Raw genomic sequence first — 14,208 nt, 5'->3', positions numbered from 1 at the left:
GCACAAACGGAACAAATCAAGAACATAAATAGGGTGGCACACGGCCGGGGCACTGCGCATTCTCCCGCCGCCTTGCAGGGGCGGCCGAAAGTCGAACCGCCCCGAAATTGCAGCAGCCGCCGGTGCCGCATAGACTATGACGAAATGATAACGCGGCCACCCCGTTGTTGAGAGGTATTATCCGACACCCATGCTGAGCGTGATCATCCCCACCGAAGGCGTCGAACAGCCCGCTGTTGCCACACTGGCAGCGCTGGTGCCGGGCGCTGCTGCCGGTGTGATCCGCGAAGTGCTGCTGGTCGATCGCGCTGGTACCGATGTCATCGAACGTGTCGCCGATGTCGCGGGCTGCGGCTTCCTGACCTCGCAGGGATCGCGCGCCGCGGCGATGGCCGCCGGCGCCAAGCAGGCGCGCTCGCCCTGGCTAATGTTTCTCCATGCCGGCGCCGTGCTCGATGCCGGCTGGATCGAGGAGACCCAGCAATTCATCCAGCGCGTATCGACCAGCAACCGCCCCCGCGCGGGCATTTTCCGCTATGCGCGCTCGCCCTATGACGAGACCAATTTTCGCGATGGCCTGAAGCACCTGGTCCGGATGATCACGGGACCCAAGGCCGATCAGGGCCTGCTGATCGCCCGCGAACACTATGATCGTCTCGGCGGCTACGCGCCCGATGCCCGGCGCTCGGAAGCGCGGTTGCTGCGCCAGCTCGGCCGCTCCTCACGCACATTGCTGCGCAGCCGGATCATCGTCGCCTGATCATGGCCGCCCAAGTCCCCGATGCCGTTCAGCCTGCAGTGCTACGCGATCTCCAGCCTGGCGATATCGACTGGGTCATCCGCAGTCACGGCGAGCTCTATGCGGCCGAATACGGGTTCGATGCATCCTTTAAGGCGCTGGTAGCCGACATCGCTGCAGAATTCGTCGCATCATGCGATGCCACGCGCGAACGCTGCTGGATCGCCGAGATGGATGGCGCACCCGTCGGCTCGCTGTTTCTCGTGAAAGAATCCAACGACGTCGCCAAATTTCGGCTCTTGCTGATCGATCCCAAGGCGCGCGGACAAAAGCTCGGCCAGCGCATGGTGACGGAATCCATCGCCTTTGCGCGCCAATGCGGTTATCGCAGGATCACGCTGTGGACCCAGAGCAATCTCGGCGCAGCGCGAAAAATCTATCAGGATGCCGGCTTCGCGCTGGTCGCCACCGAGCCGCATCGCAGTTTCGGTCAGGATTTGATCGGTGAGACCTGGGAGCTCGTGCTCTAGACCGACGCGCCCTTCGCTTTCGGACGTCGCAGATGCTCATCGAGCCGCGGCATGATCTCCACGAAATTGCAGGGCCGCGTGCGGTAATCCAGTTGCGCGGCAAGGATGCCGTCCCAGCCATCGCGGCAGGCGCCGGGCGAACCCGGCAGGCAGAAGATAAATGTCGCGCCGGCGGTGCCAGCAGTCGCGCGGCTCTGGATCGTCGAGGTACCGATCTTGGCGTGGCTCAGCATGTGAAACGCAATCGAGAAACCATCCATCCGCTTCTCGAACAGAGGCTCGATGGCTTCCGGCGTGACATCGCGGCCGGTGAAGCCCGTGCCGCCGGTCGTGATGATCGCGTCAACACCGGAATCGGCGATCCATGCACGCACAATCGTCCGGATCGCCTCGACATCGTCAGTGACAATATCTCGCTTCGCCAGCGTGTGACCAGCCGATGTCAGCCGATCCGCCAGCGTCGCACCGGACTTGTCGTCGTCAAGCGAGCGCGTATCGGAGATCGTCAGTACCGCGATGTTGAGCGGCACGAAGGCCTTGGTCGCATCAGGCTCCATCGCTACAGCCGATCCGTCGCAAATGTGTTGCAGGCCTGCACGGTGCCTTGCTGATAGCCGGTCATGAACCAGCGCTTGCGCTGTTCGGCAGAACCGTGCGTGAACGAGTCCGGCACGACGCGGCCCTGTGCCTGACGTTGCAACGTATCGTCGCCGATGGCGGACGCGGTCTGCAGCGCGGCATCGATGTCACCGGCTTCGAGGAAACCGGGCCGCTTCTTCGATTCGCGATTGACCCAGACGCCCGACAGGCAATCGGCCTGCAGTTCAACGCGAACCTGCAGCAGATTGGCCTCAGCCTTGCTGCCGGCCTGCTGCTGCAGCCGTGTCACGCGCGGAATGATCCCGAGCAGGTTCTGAATGTGATGGCCGGCTTCATGCGCAATGATATAGGCCGCGGTAAATTTACAGGCATTGCCCGAGCAACCGCGGAATTTGGTTTCGACCTGACGGAAGAAGCCGGTGTCGAGATAGATCTTCTTGTCGGGCGGACAGTAGAACGGCCCCATCGCCGACTGCGCATTGCCGCAGCGCCCGCCATTGGTGGCATTACGAAACAGCACGATCTGCGGCCCGGTATATTTCTGCCCGCTCTCCTTGAAGATTTCGTCCCAGCGATCGTCGATCTCGCCGAGCACGCCAGAGATCATGCTGCCCATCTCGTCAGTGGGTGCGCCTGATTTCGTCGGCGTCGAGCGACGGTCGGTCTGATAGGTCGGCGCCTGCTGGCCGCCGGTGAGAATTTCTGCACCGCCGATAAGAATGCGCGGATCGATGCCGAACGCCCAGCCAACGAGGCCAAGCACAATCACCGTGCCGATGCCGAGACCACCGCCACCGCCAGGAATTCCGAAACCACCGCCACCTCCGCCGCCGTATCCCCCGCCGCTATCGTCACGACGGTCGTCGATATTGTCGCTGCGACGGAAGTCATCGTAACGCATGAGGTAATTCCTTCATTTCAAGTCGCAGCATTTTAGACCGGTTTGACGCGATCCGAACACCATAACGCAATTGCAGCGTAAAATTTCCATTCCATTAAGCATTAACCTGCCCGGCAAAACTTGCCTAGTTCGAACTCGTTACCAATTAAGTCGATTTTTACTTTGCCCGGTCAATGTCTGCCCGTCGGTTGTTTAGTCCCGCGTCGCCGACAGCGTCGCCTGAGTCAGAGTAATTGAGTCATGGTTGTTTCGCGTCGCGGGGCGTCTGCAAGGGCGCCCCGCTCTCACTTCGAAACCTCTCCGAGCAGCAGCATCGTCATTGGTGATTGCGTCGCAGAGATGTCAAAACTCCCGGCAGGGTCGGTCGATCTGGTGTTCGCAGATCCGCCGTACAATCTGCAGCTGAAGGGCGATCTCAAGCGCCCCGATGAATCCCATGTCGATGCGGTGAATAATGACTGGGACAAGTTCTCGTCATTCGCCGCATATGACGACTTCACGCGCGCGTGGCTCCTGGCCGCACGCCGTATCATGAAGCCGTCGGCGACCCTGTGGGTGATCGGCTCCTATCACAATATTTTCCGCGTCGGCGCGATCATGCAGGACCTCGGCTTCTGGGTCCTCAACGATATCGTGTGGCGCAAGTCCAACCCGATGCCGAATTTCCGCGGCCGTCGTTTCACCAATGCGCATGAGACCATGATATGGGCCGCGCGCGATGAGAACGCCAAGGGCTATACGTTCAATTACGAAGCCCTCAAGGCCGCGAATGAGGACGTGCAGGCACGTTCCGACTGGCTGATTCCGCTTTGCACCGGCGACGAACGCCTAAAGGGCTCGGACGGCAAGAAGGTTCACCCGACCCAGAAGCCTGAAGGCCTGCTGGCCCGCGTGCTGCTGTCATCGTCGAAACCCGGCGATCTCGTGATCGATCCGTTTAACGGCACCGGCACCACAGGCGCCGTCGCCAAGCGCCTCGGCCGCAATTACATCGGCTTCGAACGCGACCGCGACTATGCCGCCGCTGCCGAAGCACGCATCGCCGCGATCGAGCCGCTGCCCGAGGCAACACTGGCACCGTTCATGACCGCCCGCAGCGCGCCCCGCGTGGCGTTCTCCGAACTGGTCGAGCGGGGCATGATCTCGCCCGGCACCAAGCTGGTCGATCTCAAGAAGCGTCATGGTGCATTGGTGCGCGCCGACGGCGCCATCATGTTCGGCGACAAGGTCGGCTCGATCCATCGCATGGGCGCGATGGCCCAAGGCTCCGCCTCCTGCAACGGCTGGACGTTCTGGCACGTCGAGACCAAGAAGGGCCTGCGCCTGATCGACGAACTCCGCGCTGAAATCCGCAGCGAGATGGGCGCGGTCTAAAGTCCCCGCCCATGCCACCGGCCGGACGCATGCGCCCGGCCTTCGTCAAAACATCGCTTGCACTCCCCCTGAATTCCAAGCACGAGACAACGGTCCGCATCAGCGGCCCGCCTCGTGCATTGACGTATAAAATCCAGGGAGATTTGAGATGCTGAAGTTTTACTTCAACGGGTCGCCAAACCCGACCAAGGTCGCGCTGTTTCTGGAAGAAGCCGGCCTGGCCTATGAGCCGATCGCCATCGACACCCGCACCGGTGCGCAATTCAACCAGGACTTCCTGAAGGTCAATCCGAACGGCAAGGTGCCTGCAATCGACGACGATGGCGTCAAGGTGTTCGACAGCAACGCCATCCTGCTCTACCTCGCCGAGAAGACCGGCAAATTCCTGCCCGCCAACACCCCGGCCAATCGCGGCGAGATGCTGTCCTGGCTGATGTTCGTCGCCACCGGCGTCGGTCCGTTTTTCGGCCAGGCCGTGCACTTCAAGCATTTCGCGCCGGAGAAGATCGACTACGCGCATAACCGCTATCAGTTCGAGGCGAAACGCCATCTCGGCGTGCTCAATGAACGCCTGGCCGGACGGCAATATATGGTCGGCGACAGCTACACGATCGTCGACATGGACGTCTGGGGCTGGGTGCGGATGACCAACTTCATTCTCGGCGACGAGGGCTTTGCCCAATTCCCCAACGTAAAGCGCCTGCATGATGAGATCTCGGCACGCCCGGCCGCAGCGAAGGCTGTCGCCCTGAAGGACACATTCAAGTTCAAGGCCGAGATGGACGACGAAGCCCGCGCCGCCATGTTCAAACATCTCGCCACCAGCGCAGCCTGATCACGAACCATTCGACGAAGGCCGGGCGCAGCACTGCTGCCCGGCCTTTTGTGTCAGGCAGGTACGCGTGCCATCTCTTCCGGGAACGGACCCAGCACCCGCTCGACGAGCCCCGTGTCGCAATATTCCTTGATCATGGTGATCTTGCCGTTCTCGACGCGCCACACCATGCAATAATCGTTGTCGTAACGATCGCCAGTCTTAGTGACATTGTCGCCCTTGGCCTCGACCACCACCAGATTGCCTTCCGCAATGAAATTGGAAGCGACCGTGCGCGGCCGGATGTCGAATAGCGACCGGAAATGTCCCATCAGGCCGTTGAGGATCGCATCCTTCCCCTTGAAGGTGCGTCCCCAGGAATACTGACCAACGACGATCCAGCATGCGTCATCGGCAAGATGATCGGCGAAGGTCGTGCCGCTGCGGTTGGCTGAATCGCTATAGACCTGCTGGATAAGTTTCTTGTTGTCTGCCGTGCTCATTGTTCTGCTCCATCGCTTGAACGATGACGCAGTATGGGTTGGACAATCCCCATTCTTCCAATCGATAGTCTGTATGATATATATTCACCCCATGAATTTGGCATCGCTCGATCTCAACCTACTGGTCGCGCTCGATGCATTGCTGCGCGAGAGCAATGTCGGCCGCGCCGCGATGCGGATTGGCCTGTCGCAGCCGGCGACCAGTCATGCATTGCGCCGGCTGCGCGACATTCTCGGCGATCCCCTGCTGGTCCGTGTCGGCGCCCGCATGGAGCTGACGCCGCGCGCACAGGCCCTGCGCGGTCCACTTGCCCAGACACTGGAGCAAGTCCGCGGACTGTTCATCCCGGATGTCTTCGATGCCCGCCAAAGCGACCGGCACTTTCGGCTGATGATGCCGGATCTGGCTGTCGAACTGCTGATGCCGCCATTGATGAAGAAGCTCGACAGCGTCGCGCCGGGCGTCCAGATCAACGTCGTGCCATGGCGCGGCCCGTCGATCATGACGGCGGAATTCGCCCGCAGCCTCGACATGGTGATCAGCATCGGCAACGCCTTCAACGGCTTCCATCGTCAGTTGCTCTATGTCGATTCCGACGCCCTTGCCGTCCGCAAGGGCTATCCGGCAGTAGCGCGCCTGAAGACGACCGAGGGATTTCTCAAAGCCCGTCATATCGCCGTGGTGCTCCGAGGCCAGAGCGAAGACCTCATCGACGACTGGCTGCGCAGCAAGAAACTGGAGCGGCAGATCGCCCTCGTCGTGCCGAGCTATATCGAGGCGCTGCACGTTGCGGCACGGACCGATGTCGTGGCCTTTGTGCCGCGACGCCTGATTGCCGCATTGGCTCAGCCGCTATCGCTCACGACAATTGCACCGCCATTCGATCCCGGCATCGACGAACAGTTCATGTTCACGCCCACACGCGCGCAATTCGATTCCGGCTCGATCTGGCTCCGCAAGATCATGCTGGAGACCGGCCGTGAACTCGACCCGCCGAAGCGCCGCACGGCCTGACGCAGCGCGCCTAGGTCAATTTTGCCGGCAAAGCTTGCCGGCAGGCAACGCCTGATAGCAACTACAAATACCTAACCGCTTATGATTTCTGAATATTTCTGATGGCTTGATTTTTGCGTAGTGGGTCGCAAACATCTCACAGCAAGAGAAATTCAGATGTCGAACTCCATTATCTCCAGCATGCAGTCCTTCAAGCTTCCGACCAGACTGCAGCCATCCGACAAGGCCGAGAGCGGCCTCGGCAATGCAACAGCGATAGCAAAATCGCCGGAAGAGAAATTCCTCGACTACGCGAAAAAGACACCAGCGGAAAAAATGCGCGACGCGCTGCTGTCGAGCATCGGCGTAACGGAAGAAGAATTGAACAACATGTCGCCGGAGCAACGCCGGGAGGTCGAGCAGAAGATTGCCGACAAGATCAAGGAAGCCGTGAACAAGAAGACCGAGAATGGCGGCAGCGCCAGCGGTTTCTTCACGGATATCAGCGCCTAGCAATCGCGCGTTACACCGCTAAAGAAATTGGCGCCGCAGCGGCGCCAATTCCGGATCAATCGAAATGAGCGGACGCGATCAGCGCGCGGCAGCCTGGCGTACCAGATTTTGCCGGGCCTCGCCGAGATAGCCGCGGATTTCCTTGGTCAGCAATCCCGACTGCGACGACAGATCGCCCGATGCCACCATGGTCGATGTGGCGAGTTGTTCGGTGTCCTTGGCGGTGGTTGCCAGCGACTGGATGTTGGTTGAAATCTCGCGCACCACGGCGAAGGCCTCGTCGATGTTGCGCGCGATATCGGCCGTTGCCGCGGACTGCGCTTCCGAGGCACTCGCGACCTTGCCGGTGATCTCGTTCACTTCCGCAATCACGGTGCCAATCTCGGTGATCGACGAGCTGACTTTGTCGGTCGCTGACTGAACCTGGCCGATTTCCTTTTCGATCTCGGCGGTGAAGTTGGCGGTCTGTGTCGCCAGTGCCTTCACTTCATGCGCCACCACTGCGAAACCACGACCGGCATCGCCTGCGCGAGCCGCTTCGATCGTCGCGTTCAGCGCCAGCAGATTGGTCTGGCTGGCGATCACGTTGATCGAGGTCACGACTTCACTGATGCGCACGGCGACAGCGCGAAGCACGTCGACATTGCTGGCTGCATCGGCGACGCGTTCGACGGCGCGGCCGGCGATGGCGGCCGAGCGATTGACGTCGGCACCGACTTCGCTGGCGCTGGACGACAGCCGCGCGGTGGCCGAAGCCACTGACTGCATGTTGGCGGACGCCTGTTCGGATGCCGCTGCTACCGAGGTGACACGGGTCAATGTCGAGGATGCACCGGTCCGCAGATTGCCTGCGGTGCTGCTCATCTCGACCGCACCGCTGTCGAGTGCGGACACGATGCCGCCCACCGTGGATTCGAGCTGGCTGGTCTGGCGCTCGAAATTCCTGATACGGTCGGCGATATTGTCGGTCGCCGCATTCATCGCTTTCGCGCCGTGCAGCAGGCCGCCATGCAATCCGCCCGGCAGAATGCGCCGGTAATATTTGTTGTCGTTGAGCGCCGCCATCGCCGCGGTGGATTCACGCACGAAGGCGTCACAGCCATCGATCATGTCATTGACGCTATGCAGCAACTCGCCGGTCACGCCGCGCACGGGAATTCCCAGAATGCGGGCCTCGAAGTCGCCCTGCGCAATGCGCTGGCAGGCGATGCGCGCCTTCTCAATCAGGCGCGCCGTCTTGCCCATCAGGACAAGCGCGGCAACAGCCGCAGCGATCACAACGGCCTGACAGACCATGGCCGCGAGCGGAAGACCGAAGAACTGAAGCACCAGAGCAAGCGCAGAGCCGGCAATGACGACGAGCGTGCTAAGCTGCGCTCTTGAGAGAAAACATAAGTTCGTCATAGCTGACTTTCTGGGATGCAACGAAATCGGTAAGGGCCTTGTAGCCGGCGGCGAGGGATTCCTTGCCGTTCACGTGTCGCTTCTCGATTGCCAGCACGTCGGCATAAAGAGGCGCGATCGTCTTCTTGATGAGATCCGGCGGCGGGACACGGCGATTGGAATGATAGCCGGCGATCTTGCCGTCGAGGCCGTAGGACGGCGTGACATGGGCGAAGACCCAGTAGTGATCGCCATTGCTCGCCATGTTTTTTACGAAGGCGAAAATCTCGCGGCGCTCCTCGACCGTGTCCCAGAGCAGCTTGAAGACGCTGCGCGGCATATCGGGATGACGGATCAGGCTGTGCGGCTGGCCGAGCAACTCGGCTTCGGTATAGCCGGCCATCTTGCAGAACAGACGATTCACATAGGTCATGCGACCCTTGAGATCCGTCTTGGATACGATGAGCTCCGATGCCGGAAAGAAAGTCTCGCGGCCGCTCGGCTTAATCTGGTTGGACATCATTGACCTGTCGGTGACCGATTCACCCAAAAAGTAGTGCCACCGGTATTAGGGAACGCGGCTGAATTTTGCGTTAAGGTTCCGTCCACCATGAATTCGCTGCCGGCGGACGATCCGGACGCGTTTTTCCGTCGCGATCGTCCCAGTTGCCGCGATCGCCTTTCCCGTGCCATGACCTCGATCAAATCGAGGGGGAGGCAACAAAAATGACCGTTCTCATTGCAGGCGGCGGAATTGGCGGACTGACGCTCGCGCTCAGCCTGCACCAGATCGGCGTGCCATGCCGCGTGTTCGAAAGCGTGCCGGCACTCAGGCCGCTTGGCGTCGGCATCAATGTGCTGCCGCATGCGGTGCGCGAGCTGATCGAGCTCGGCCTGCACGACCAGCTCGACGCGTCGGGCGTGCGCACCCGCGAACTCGCCTTCTTCTCCAAACACGGCAAGCCGATCTGGAGCGAACCGCGCGGCATCGAGGCCGGCTACAAATGGCCGCAGTTCTCGATCCATCGTGGCAGGCTACAGCAGATCCTGCTCGACACCGCCATCGAACGCCTTGGCGCCGACAACATCCTCACCAGTCATCACCTGACCGGCTGGACCGAAACGCCGGACGGCGTCCGCGCCGACTTCATCGACAAGGCCACCGGCAAATCCGCTGGCAGCTATGACGGCACGCTGTTGATCGCCGCCGATGGCATCCATTCGGCGATCCGGCAGAAGCTCTATCCGCAGGAAGGCGCGCCGCTCTGGAATGGCCGCATTCTCTGGCGCGGCATCACCAAGAGCGATGCGTTCCTGACTGGCCGCACCATGATCATGGCCGGCCACGAGATCCTGAAATTCGTCTGCTACCCGATCTCGCAGGAGCCGGATGCCGACGGCAAATACGACATCAACTGGGTGGCCGAACGGCACATGCCGCCGACCTATGAGTGGCGCCGCGAGGACTACAACCGCGCGGCGCGGCTCGACGAGTTCCTGCCTTGGTTCAAGGACTGGCGCTTCGACTGGCTCGACGTACCCGGTCTGATCAGCAATTGCCCGCACGCTTACGAATATCCGCTGGTCGACCGCGATCCGGTCGATCGCTGGACCTTCGGCCGCGTGACGCTGATGGGAGACGCCGCGCATCCGATGTATCCGATCGGCTCCAACGGAGCGTCGCAGGCCATCCTCGACGCCCGCGTGCTGACCCGTGAGATTCTTGCGCTTGGCGACGTGCCAGCCGCACTCGAAGCCTATGAGGCCGAACGCCGCCCCGCAACCACCGACCTTGTGATGCTGAACCGCCGCAACGGACCGGAACAGGTCATGCAGATCGTCGAGGAGCGCGCGCCTGAGGGCTTCAACGTCGTCACCGACGTGCTGTCGCAGCAGGAACTCGAAGACATCGCCGCCAACTACAAGCGCGTCGCCGGTTTTCAGGTTGAAGGGCTCAACGCGAAGCCGCCGATCGTGACGCTGCCGCAATCGTCGCAACTTTCCAACGCGAGTTGATGCAACTCGCTGGATTCAAACTTCAATCCAGCCCGTGCGCGATGACCTTGCGCATGACGTTCGGCAAGGCTTCGTCATCCAATGTTGCGATCGGGACCCAGCGCATGCCCTCGGGGGGGCGGGTGCGGGGGGGCACATGCGCCGTATAGACGGCGAGCTCCAGCGGGAAGTGTGTGAAGATATGGGTGACCGCGCCGGTTTTGCGATGCCACGCCGTGAGATTTTTTAAGGTCGGCGCCTGCTTCAAGGCGTCCTTGTCGTCGTGACCGGCGAGCCACTCCGATGATGGCACTTCGGTCATGTTTCCCAGCAGGCCCTTTTCCGGGCGGGTGCGCACCAAGAGTTCGTTGCCCCGCGTCACCACGAACGCCGCACCACGCCGCAGTGTGCCGGCCTTCTTCGGCGCCTTTCGCGGAAACGTCTCCTGATCGCCGCGGGTCTTTGCCGCGCAATCGTCATTGATCGGGCACAGCGCACAGGCGGGTTTTTTGGGCGTGCAGATGGTGGAGCCGAGATCCATCAGCGCCTGGGCGCTGTCGCCCGCCCGCGTCGGACCGAGCAGTGTGGCTGCGAGGCCCACGATCACCGGCTTGGATTTCGGCAGCGGTTCTTCCACTGCATAGAGACGCGACGTGACGCGCTCGATATTGCCGTCCACCGGCATGCATTGGCGGCCGAAGGCAATCGCGGCGATGGCCGATGCCGTATAGGGCCCGATGCCCGGTAGCGCGCGCAACCCATCCTCGGTATCCGGGAAGACGCCGCCATGGTCGCGCAGCACGGTGACGGCGCAGGCGTGGAGATTGCGCGCACGGGAGTAATAGCCAAGCCCGGCCCACATCCGCAGCACGTCGTCCTGCGAGGCGCTGCCGAGATCGCTCACCGTGGGCCAGCGCGCCAGGAACTTGGCGAAATACGGCCCGACCGCCTGCACGGTGGTCTGCTGCAGCATGATTTCCGACAGCCAGACCCGGTAGGGATCGATGCCCTCGCCGGGCAATGGCCGCCACGGCAATCTGCGGCGATGCTTGTCATACCAGGCGAGCAGTTGGGCCGGACGCTTTGCGGCGGCGCTTTCCCCGCTATCCCGTGCGGAAGGTTTCTTTCGTCGGGTGGCGGCGGCTGATAGACTCATGCCGACCATGTATCCAAAACGCCCGACCATGAACAAGCCCGGCTATATCTCGGCGAAACCGCTCTCCGTCCTGCTCGGCGGGGTGTTTGCCGATGCCTATGCCAAACAGGGCTTTGCCTCACGCGAGCTGGTAACACGCTGGGCCGAGATCGCCGGCCAGCAGGTGGCGAATTTCTCCGAGCCCTTGAAGATCCAGTGGCCGCGCCCTGTGGAAGGCCAGCCGCAGGAGCCGGCGACACTCATCCTGCGCGTCGAGGGGCCGATGGCGCTGGAGATCCAGCATTCGTCAGATGCGATCCTGCAGCGGGTGAATCGCTTTTTCGGCTGGAACGCGGTCGGCAAGATCGCGCTGCGCCAGGCGCCGCTGTCGCGGCCGCAGCCTCGCCGCACCGTGAAGCCGCCGGATGCCAAGGCCATCGCCCAGGTCGCAGAAACGCTGCCCGAGGTCGAGGACGACGCCTTGCGCGAGGCACTGGCGCGGCTCGGCGCCTCGATCAAGCGAAGTTGAGGCTTTCCAGCTCGCCCGGAACCGGCGCGTGCTTGCCACATTTGTGGTTTCAAGTTAGCGAAGCGAACCTTTTCCCGGCGTCCGCCGCCGCTTTGGAGCATTCCTTTGATCATCACGCGCCGTGACTTCACCGCCGCCCTTGCCCTCACCGGCGCCGCAGCAGCCATCGGCCTGTCGCCGCTGCAGCTGATCTCCGAGGCTTTCGCGCAGAACGCCGTTGACGTCGCCAAGCCGGTGTCGCTGCCCGACATGGCGCTCGGCCCGAAGGATGCCGCCGTCACCGTCACCGAATATGCCTCGATGACCTGCCCGCATTGCGCGGCCTTCACCGAGCAGGTGTTCCCGAAGATCAAGGAAGCCTTCATCGACACCAACAAGATCCGCTTCGTGTTTCGCGAATTCCCGCTCGACATCAAGGCCGCCGCCGGCTCGATGCTGGCGCGCTGCATCGCCAAGGAAGACTCGGGCAAGTACTTCGCCGTCATCGATATGCTGTTCAAGCAGCAGAACGACTGGGTGATGAAGGACACCGCCGCGACCCTGACCCGCATCGGCAAGCAGGCCGGCCTCAGCCAGCAGGCCGTGGAAGAATGCCTGAAGGACCAGGCGCTGCTCGACAAGATCGCCGCTGACCAGAAATACGCCAATGAAGTGCTGAAGGTGAACTCGACACCGACCTTCTTCATCAACGGCGAGATGCTGAAGGGCGAGCAGTCGTTCGAGGAATTCTCCAAGAAGATCACCCCGCTGCTGAAGAGCTGAGGTCTTCTTGTCCCTCCCCCGTTTTTGCGCGGGGAGGGCTTCCTGAACGCCCGAGCCCTTTCATGACCCCGACCTTCCTCAACTACGCCGCCCTCGGCTGCGCCATCGTGCTCGAAACCATCGGCACGGCGCTGCTGGCGCAGTCGCAGCAGTTCACGAAGCTCTGGCCGACGTTCGGCATGGCCGTCTGCTACATCCTGTCGCTCTATTTCCTGTCGCACGCGCTGAAGGTGATGCCGGTCGGCATCGCCTATGCGATCTGGAGCGGGCTCGGCATCGTGCTGATTTCTGCGGTGAGCTATTTCGCGTTCCGGCAGGCGCTCGATCTCGCCGCCATCATCGGCATCGGCTTCATCCTGACCGGCGTGGTCATCGTCAACGCGTTCTCCGCCAGCGCGTCGCATTAGCGCGCTGCCGCGCCATCGTGTTCTCTGATTCTTCTTCGCTTCAAACAGACAAGCTCTCGCAGTCTCGCGGCGCTTGCGCGTCCGAGGTGTGAGCAGTCCCCCTCCTGAAACATGAGGGGCGGCGGCGCGCCATCAGGCGCAAAGGGTGGTGTGTGTCGCGATCCGCTCCACCGGAACGCCGGCAAGCTGCAACCGCGCAACGCCTTGAGGGCGCGCCACCGCGACGTCTTTTTAGCTGAGGGACCGTTCTTCCGGGTAAAGGGCAGAGCTCCGCACTCCGCTTATCCCGACGATTTCGCGCCGTTCACCAATACCACGTCCAGCCAGCATGAGTGGCAGAGCCCCGTAGTGGGCCCGGACGGTGACCCCAAGCCTCCCGAGTGTGCGGGGTACGTCACCCCACACCCGCAGGCGCCGCATCCTGTCCCACCTCAAGACGCCTCATGAAGCGCCCCTCGCGAACCGGACAGGATTTGATTATAATCTTATAGGAAAACTGTCAAGCGCCGCCGCGCATTTTTTCGATGCCGGATGCAACTGAAGCCGCGCTCAAACGTTCACGTAGTTCACCCAAAAGAATAGTTCAGTTCCCCTCGTCCAACCCGATGAGACTTGCCCCATGCCGACACGCGCCAGCCACCTGCCGCATTATGTCGAGCGCACCGCGCTTCAGAAACTGCGCGATACGCCGGGCCTGCTTGCGCCGCATTTAATGCCTGCCGGGCCGAAGACCCTGTCCAAGATGGTCGAAAAGACCTGGATCGCGCTCCAGGCCGGCTCGCTGGTGCGTTATTGCATCACGCCCGAAGGCGAAGCCGCGCTGAAGGCCAAAATCCCGATGCCGCACAGCGCACAGACTCACGCCCGCTGACATCCTGCGGTAGCCGGATGTTAACGGATGGTGCCCTCGCGGATTAACTGTGTTTCCACACATTATCGAAGCGTAAACGCGCATTAAGGAACGCTTAAGCGCCATCTCCGCATTCTCATCCCATTAGCGTGAGGGCGTATCATGTTTGAAAATTTCAT

The 14,208-nt window shown here is 61.8% G+C and carries 16 protein-coding genes and 1 pseudogene; 11 read left to right on the top strand and 6 right to left on the bottom strand.

The window, feature by feature from the left end:
* Window positions 1-190: 190 nt before the first annotated feature.
* Both AB8A50_RS25755 and AB8A50_RS25750 read left to right on the top strand, forming a co-directional pair.
* Window positions 191-760: a glycosyltransferase gene (locus AB8A50_RS25755; RefSeq protein ID WP_089262399.1), complete on the top strand. Its 570-nt coding sequence runs from the start codon at window positions 191-193 to the stop codon at window positions 758-760.
* Window positions 761-789: 29 nt separating this feature from the next.
* Window positions 790-1,269 (top strand): annotated as a pseudogene (locus tag AB8A50_RS25750) (GNAT family N-acetyltransferase); the annotation flags it as partial.
* Here the strand turns inward: AB8A50_RS25750 and moaB are convergent.
* Both moaB and ypfJ read right to left on the bottom strand, forming a co-directional pair.
* Complete coding sequence (gene moaB / locus AB8A50_RS25745; RefSeq protein ID WP_439079378.1) at window positions 1,266-1,826, bottom strand: molybdenum cofactor biosynthesis protein B; 561 nt, start codon at window positions 1,824-1,826, stop codon at window positions 1,266-1,268. The pseudogene AB8A50_RS25750 and the gene moaB sit on opposite strands and share 4 nt — an antisense overlap.
* A gap of 2 nt (window positions 1,827-1,828) precedes the next feature.
* Window positions 1,829-2,770, bottom strand: a complete 942-nt coding sequence (gene ypfJ, locus AB8A50_RS25740; RefSeq protein ID WP_089262405.1) for a KPN_02809 family neutral zinc metallopeptidase — start codon at window positions 2,768-2,770, stop codon at window positions 1,829-1,831.
* Window positions 2,771-3,010: 240 nt separating this feature from the next.
* On the opposite strand from ypfJ, the gene AB8A50_RS25735 reads away from it, so the two are divergent.
* On the top strand, window positions 3,011-4,144 hold the full coding sequence (locus AB8A50_RS25735; protein ID WP_093759553.1) for a site-specific DNA-methyltransferase: 1,134 nt from the start codon (window positions 3,011-3,013) through the stop codon (window positions 4,142-4,144).
* A 148-nt stretch (window positions 4,145-4,292) separates the two neighbouring features.
* On the top strand, window positions 4,293-4,979 hold the full coding sequence (locus AB8A50_RS25730; protein ID WP_175368743.1) for a glutathione S-transferase family protein: 687 nt from the start codon (window positions 4,293-4,295) through the stop codon (window positions 4,977-4,979).
* Window positions 4,980-5,032: 53 nt separating this feature from the next.
* Here AB8A50_RS25730 and AB8A50_RS25725 read toward each other — a convergent pair whose 3' ends face one another.
* On the bottom strand, window positions 5,033-5,461 hold the full coding sequence (locus tag AB8A50_RS25725) for a nuclear transport factor 2 family protein (protein ID WP_439079376.1): 429 nt from the start codon (window positions 5,459-5,461) through the stop codon (window positions 5,033-5,035).
* Between the two features lie 91 nt (window positions 5,462-5,552).
* Here AB8A50_RS25725 and AB8A50_RS25720 point away from each other — a divergent pair, with 91 nt between their 5' ends.
* Together AB8A50_RS25720 and AB8A50_RS25715 are read left to right on the top strand one after the other, a co-directional pair.
* Complete coding sequence (locus AB8A50_RS25720; RefSeq protein ID WP_439079374.1) at window positions 5,553-6,476, top strand: LysR family transcriptional regulator; 924 nt, start codon at window positions 5,553-5,555, stop codon at window positions 6,474-6,476.
* A gap of 156 nt (window positions 6,477-6,632) precedes the next feature.
* A complete protein-coding gene (locus tag AB8A50_RS25715) occupies window positions 6,633-6,968 on the top strand; it encodes a hypothetical protein (protein ID WP_089262415.1) in 336 nt (111 codons plus the stop codon).
* Between the two features lie 78 nt (window positions 6,969-7,046).
* On the opposite strand, the gene AB8A50_RS25710 is transcribed toward AB8A50_RS25715, so the two are convergent.
* Both AB8A50_RS25710 and AB8A50_RS25705 read right to left on the bottom strand, forming a co-directional pair.
* Window positions 7,047-8,372, bottom strand: coding sequence for a methyl-accepting chemotaxis protein (locus tag AB8A50_RS25710; protein WP_439079372.1), 1,326 nt, complete (start codon window positions 8,370-8,372; stop codon window positions 7,047-7,049).
* The gene (locus AB8A50_RS25705) at window positions 8,335-8,871 is read right to left on the bottom strand and encodes a PAS domain-containing protein (protein WP_093760043.1); all 537 of its coding nucleotides are present in this window, start codon (window positions 8,869-8,871) and stop codon (window positions 8,335-8,337) included. The genes AB8A50_RS25710 and AB8A50_RS25705 overlap by 38 nt, the downstream gene beginning before the upstream one ends.
* 206 nt (window positions 8,872-9,077) lie before the next feature.
* Between AB8A50_RS25705 and AB8A50_RS25700 the strand changes: the two genes are divergently transcribed.
* A complete protein-coding gene (locus AB8A50_RS25700) occupies window positions 9,078-10,367 on the top strand; it encodes a flavin-dependent oxidoreductase (protein ID WP_439079370.1) in 1,290 nt (429 codons plus the stop codon).
* A gap of 22 nt (window positions 10,368-10,389) precedes the next feature.
* Here AB8A50_RS25700 and mutY read toward each other — a convergent pair whose 3' ends face one another.
* Complete coding sequence (gene mutY / locus AB8A50_RS25695) at window positions 10,390-11,502, bottom strand: A/G-specific adenine glycosylase (RefSeq protein WP_093760045.1); 1,113 nt, start codon at window positions 11,500-11,502, stop codon at window positions 10,390-10,392.
* Between the two features lie 28 nt (window positions 11,503-11,530).
* Between mutY and AB8A50_RS25690 the strand changes: the two genes are divergently transcribed.
* The 4 genes from AB8A50_RS25690 (at window position 11,531) to AB8A50_RS25675 (ending at window position 14,050) form a co-directional block, all read left to right on the top strand.
* Window positions 11,531-12,010: a DUF721 domain-containing protein gene (locus tag AB8A50_RS25690; RefSeq protein ID WP_068733742.1), complete on the top strand. Its 480-nt coding sequence runs from the start codon at window positions 11,531-11,533 to the stop codon at window positions 12,008-12,010.
* Between the two features lie 105 nt (window positions 12,011-12,115).
* Window positions 12,116-12,772 (top strand): DsbA family protein, encoded by a 657-nt coding sequence (locus tag AB8A50_RS25685; RefSeq protein ID WP_089262423.1) that lies wholly within the window; start codon window positions 12,116-12,118, stop codon window positions 12,770-12,772.
* A gap of 62 nt (window positions 12,773-12,834) precedes the next feature.
* Window positions 12,835-13,179, top strand: a complete 345-nt coding sequence (locus AB8A50_RS25680; RefSeq protein ID WP_068733204.1) for a DMT family transporter — start codon at window positions 12,835-12,837, stop codon at window positions 13,177-13,179.
* A gap of 619 nt (window positions 13,180-13,798) precedes the next feature.
* Window positions 13,799-14,050, top strand: coding sequence for a hypothetical protein (locus AB8A50_RS25675; RefSeq protein WP_093759559.1), 252 nt, complete (start codon window positions 13,799-13,801; stop codon window positions 14,048-14,050).
* Window positions 14,051-14,208: the final 158 nt, after the last annotated feature.

Source organism: Tardiphaga sp. 841_E9_N1_2, from assembly GCF_051811065.1.
GTDB lineage: Bacteria > Pseudomonadota > Alphaproteobacteria > Rhizobiales > Xanthobacteraceae > Tardiphaga > Tardiphaga robiniae.
The sequence above is the reverse complement of the archived record's forward strand: the minus strand, read 5'-3'. Positions and strand labels throughout refer to the sequence as shown.

Bases quoted from the DNA above. Each gene is read 5' to 3' on its own strand.
- AB8A50_RS25680 (WP_068733204.1), top strand. From the start codon at position 12,835: ATGACCCCGACCTTCCTCAACTACGCCGCCCTCGGCTGCGCCATCGTG.
- AB8A50_RS25725 (WP_439079376.1), bottom strand. From the start codon at position 5,461: ATGAGCACGGCAGACAACAAGAAACTTATCCAGCAGGTCTATAGCGAT.
- ypfJ (WP_089262405.1), bottom strand. From the start codon at position 2,770: ATGCGTTACGATGACTTCCGTCGCAGCGACAATATCGACGACCGTCGT.
- AB8A50_RS25675 (WP_093759559.1), top strand. From the start codon at position 13,799: ATGCCGACACGCGCCAGCCACCTGCCGCATTATGTCGAGCGCACCGCG.
- AB8A50_RS25710 (WP_439079372.1), bottom strand. From the start codon at position 8,372: ATGACGAACTTATGTTTTCTCTCAAGAGCGCAGCTTAGCACGCTCGTC.
- AB8A50_RS25690 (WP_068733742.1), top strand. From the start codon at position 11,531: ATGAACAAGCCCGGCTATATCTCGGCGAAACCGCTCTCCGTCCTGCTC.
- mutY (WP_093760045.1), bottom strand. From the start codon at position 11,502: ATGAGTCTATCAGCCGCCGCCACCCGACGAAAGAAACCTTCCGCACGG.
- AB8A50_RS25720 (WP_439079374.1), top strand. From the start codon at position 5,553: ATGAATTTGGCATCGCTCGATCTCAACCTACTGGTCGCGCTCGATGCA.
- AB8A50_RS25735 (WP_093759553.1), top strand. From the start codon at position 3,011: ATGGTTGTTTCGCGTCGCGGGGCGTCTGCAAGGGCGCCCCGCTCTCAC.
- moaB (WP_439079378.1), bottom strand. From the start codon at position 1,826: ATGGAGCCTGATGCGACCAAGGCCTTCGTGCCGCTCAACATCGCGGTA.
- AB8A50_RS25755 (WP_089262399.1), top strand. From the start codon at position 191: ATGCTGAGCGTGATCATCCCCACCGAAGGCGTCGAACAGCCCGCTGTT.
- AB8A50_RS25705 (WP_093760043.1), bottom strand. From the start codon at position 8,871: ATGTCCAACCAGATTAAGCCGAGCGGCCGCGAGACTTTCTTTCCGGCA.
- AB8A50_RS25700 (WP_439079370.1), top strand. From the start codon at position 9,078: ATGACCGTTCTCATTGCAGGCGGCGGAATTGGCGGACTGACGCTCGCG.
- AB8A50_RS25715 (WP_089262415.1), top strand. From the start codon at position 6,633: ATGTCGAACTCCATTATCTCCAGCATGCAGTCCTTCAAGCTTCCGACC.
- AB8A50_RS25730 (WP_175368743.1), top strand. From the start codon at position 4,293: ATGCTGAAGTTTTACTTCAACGGGTCGCCAAACCCGACCAAGGTCGCG.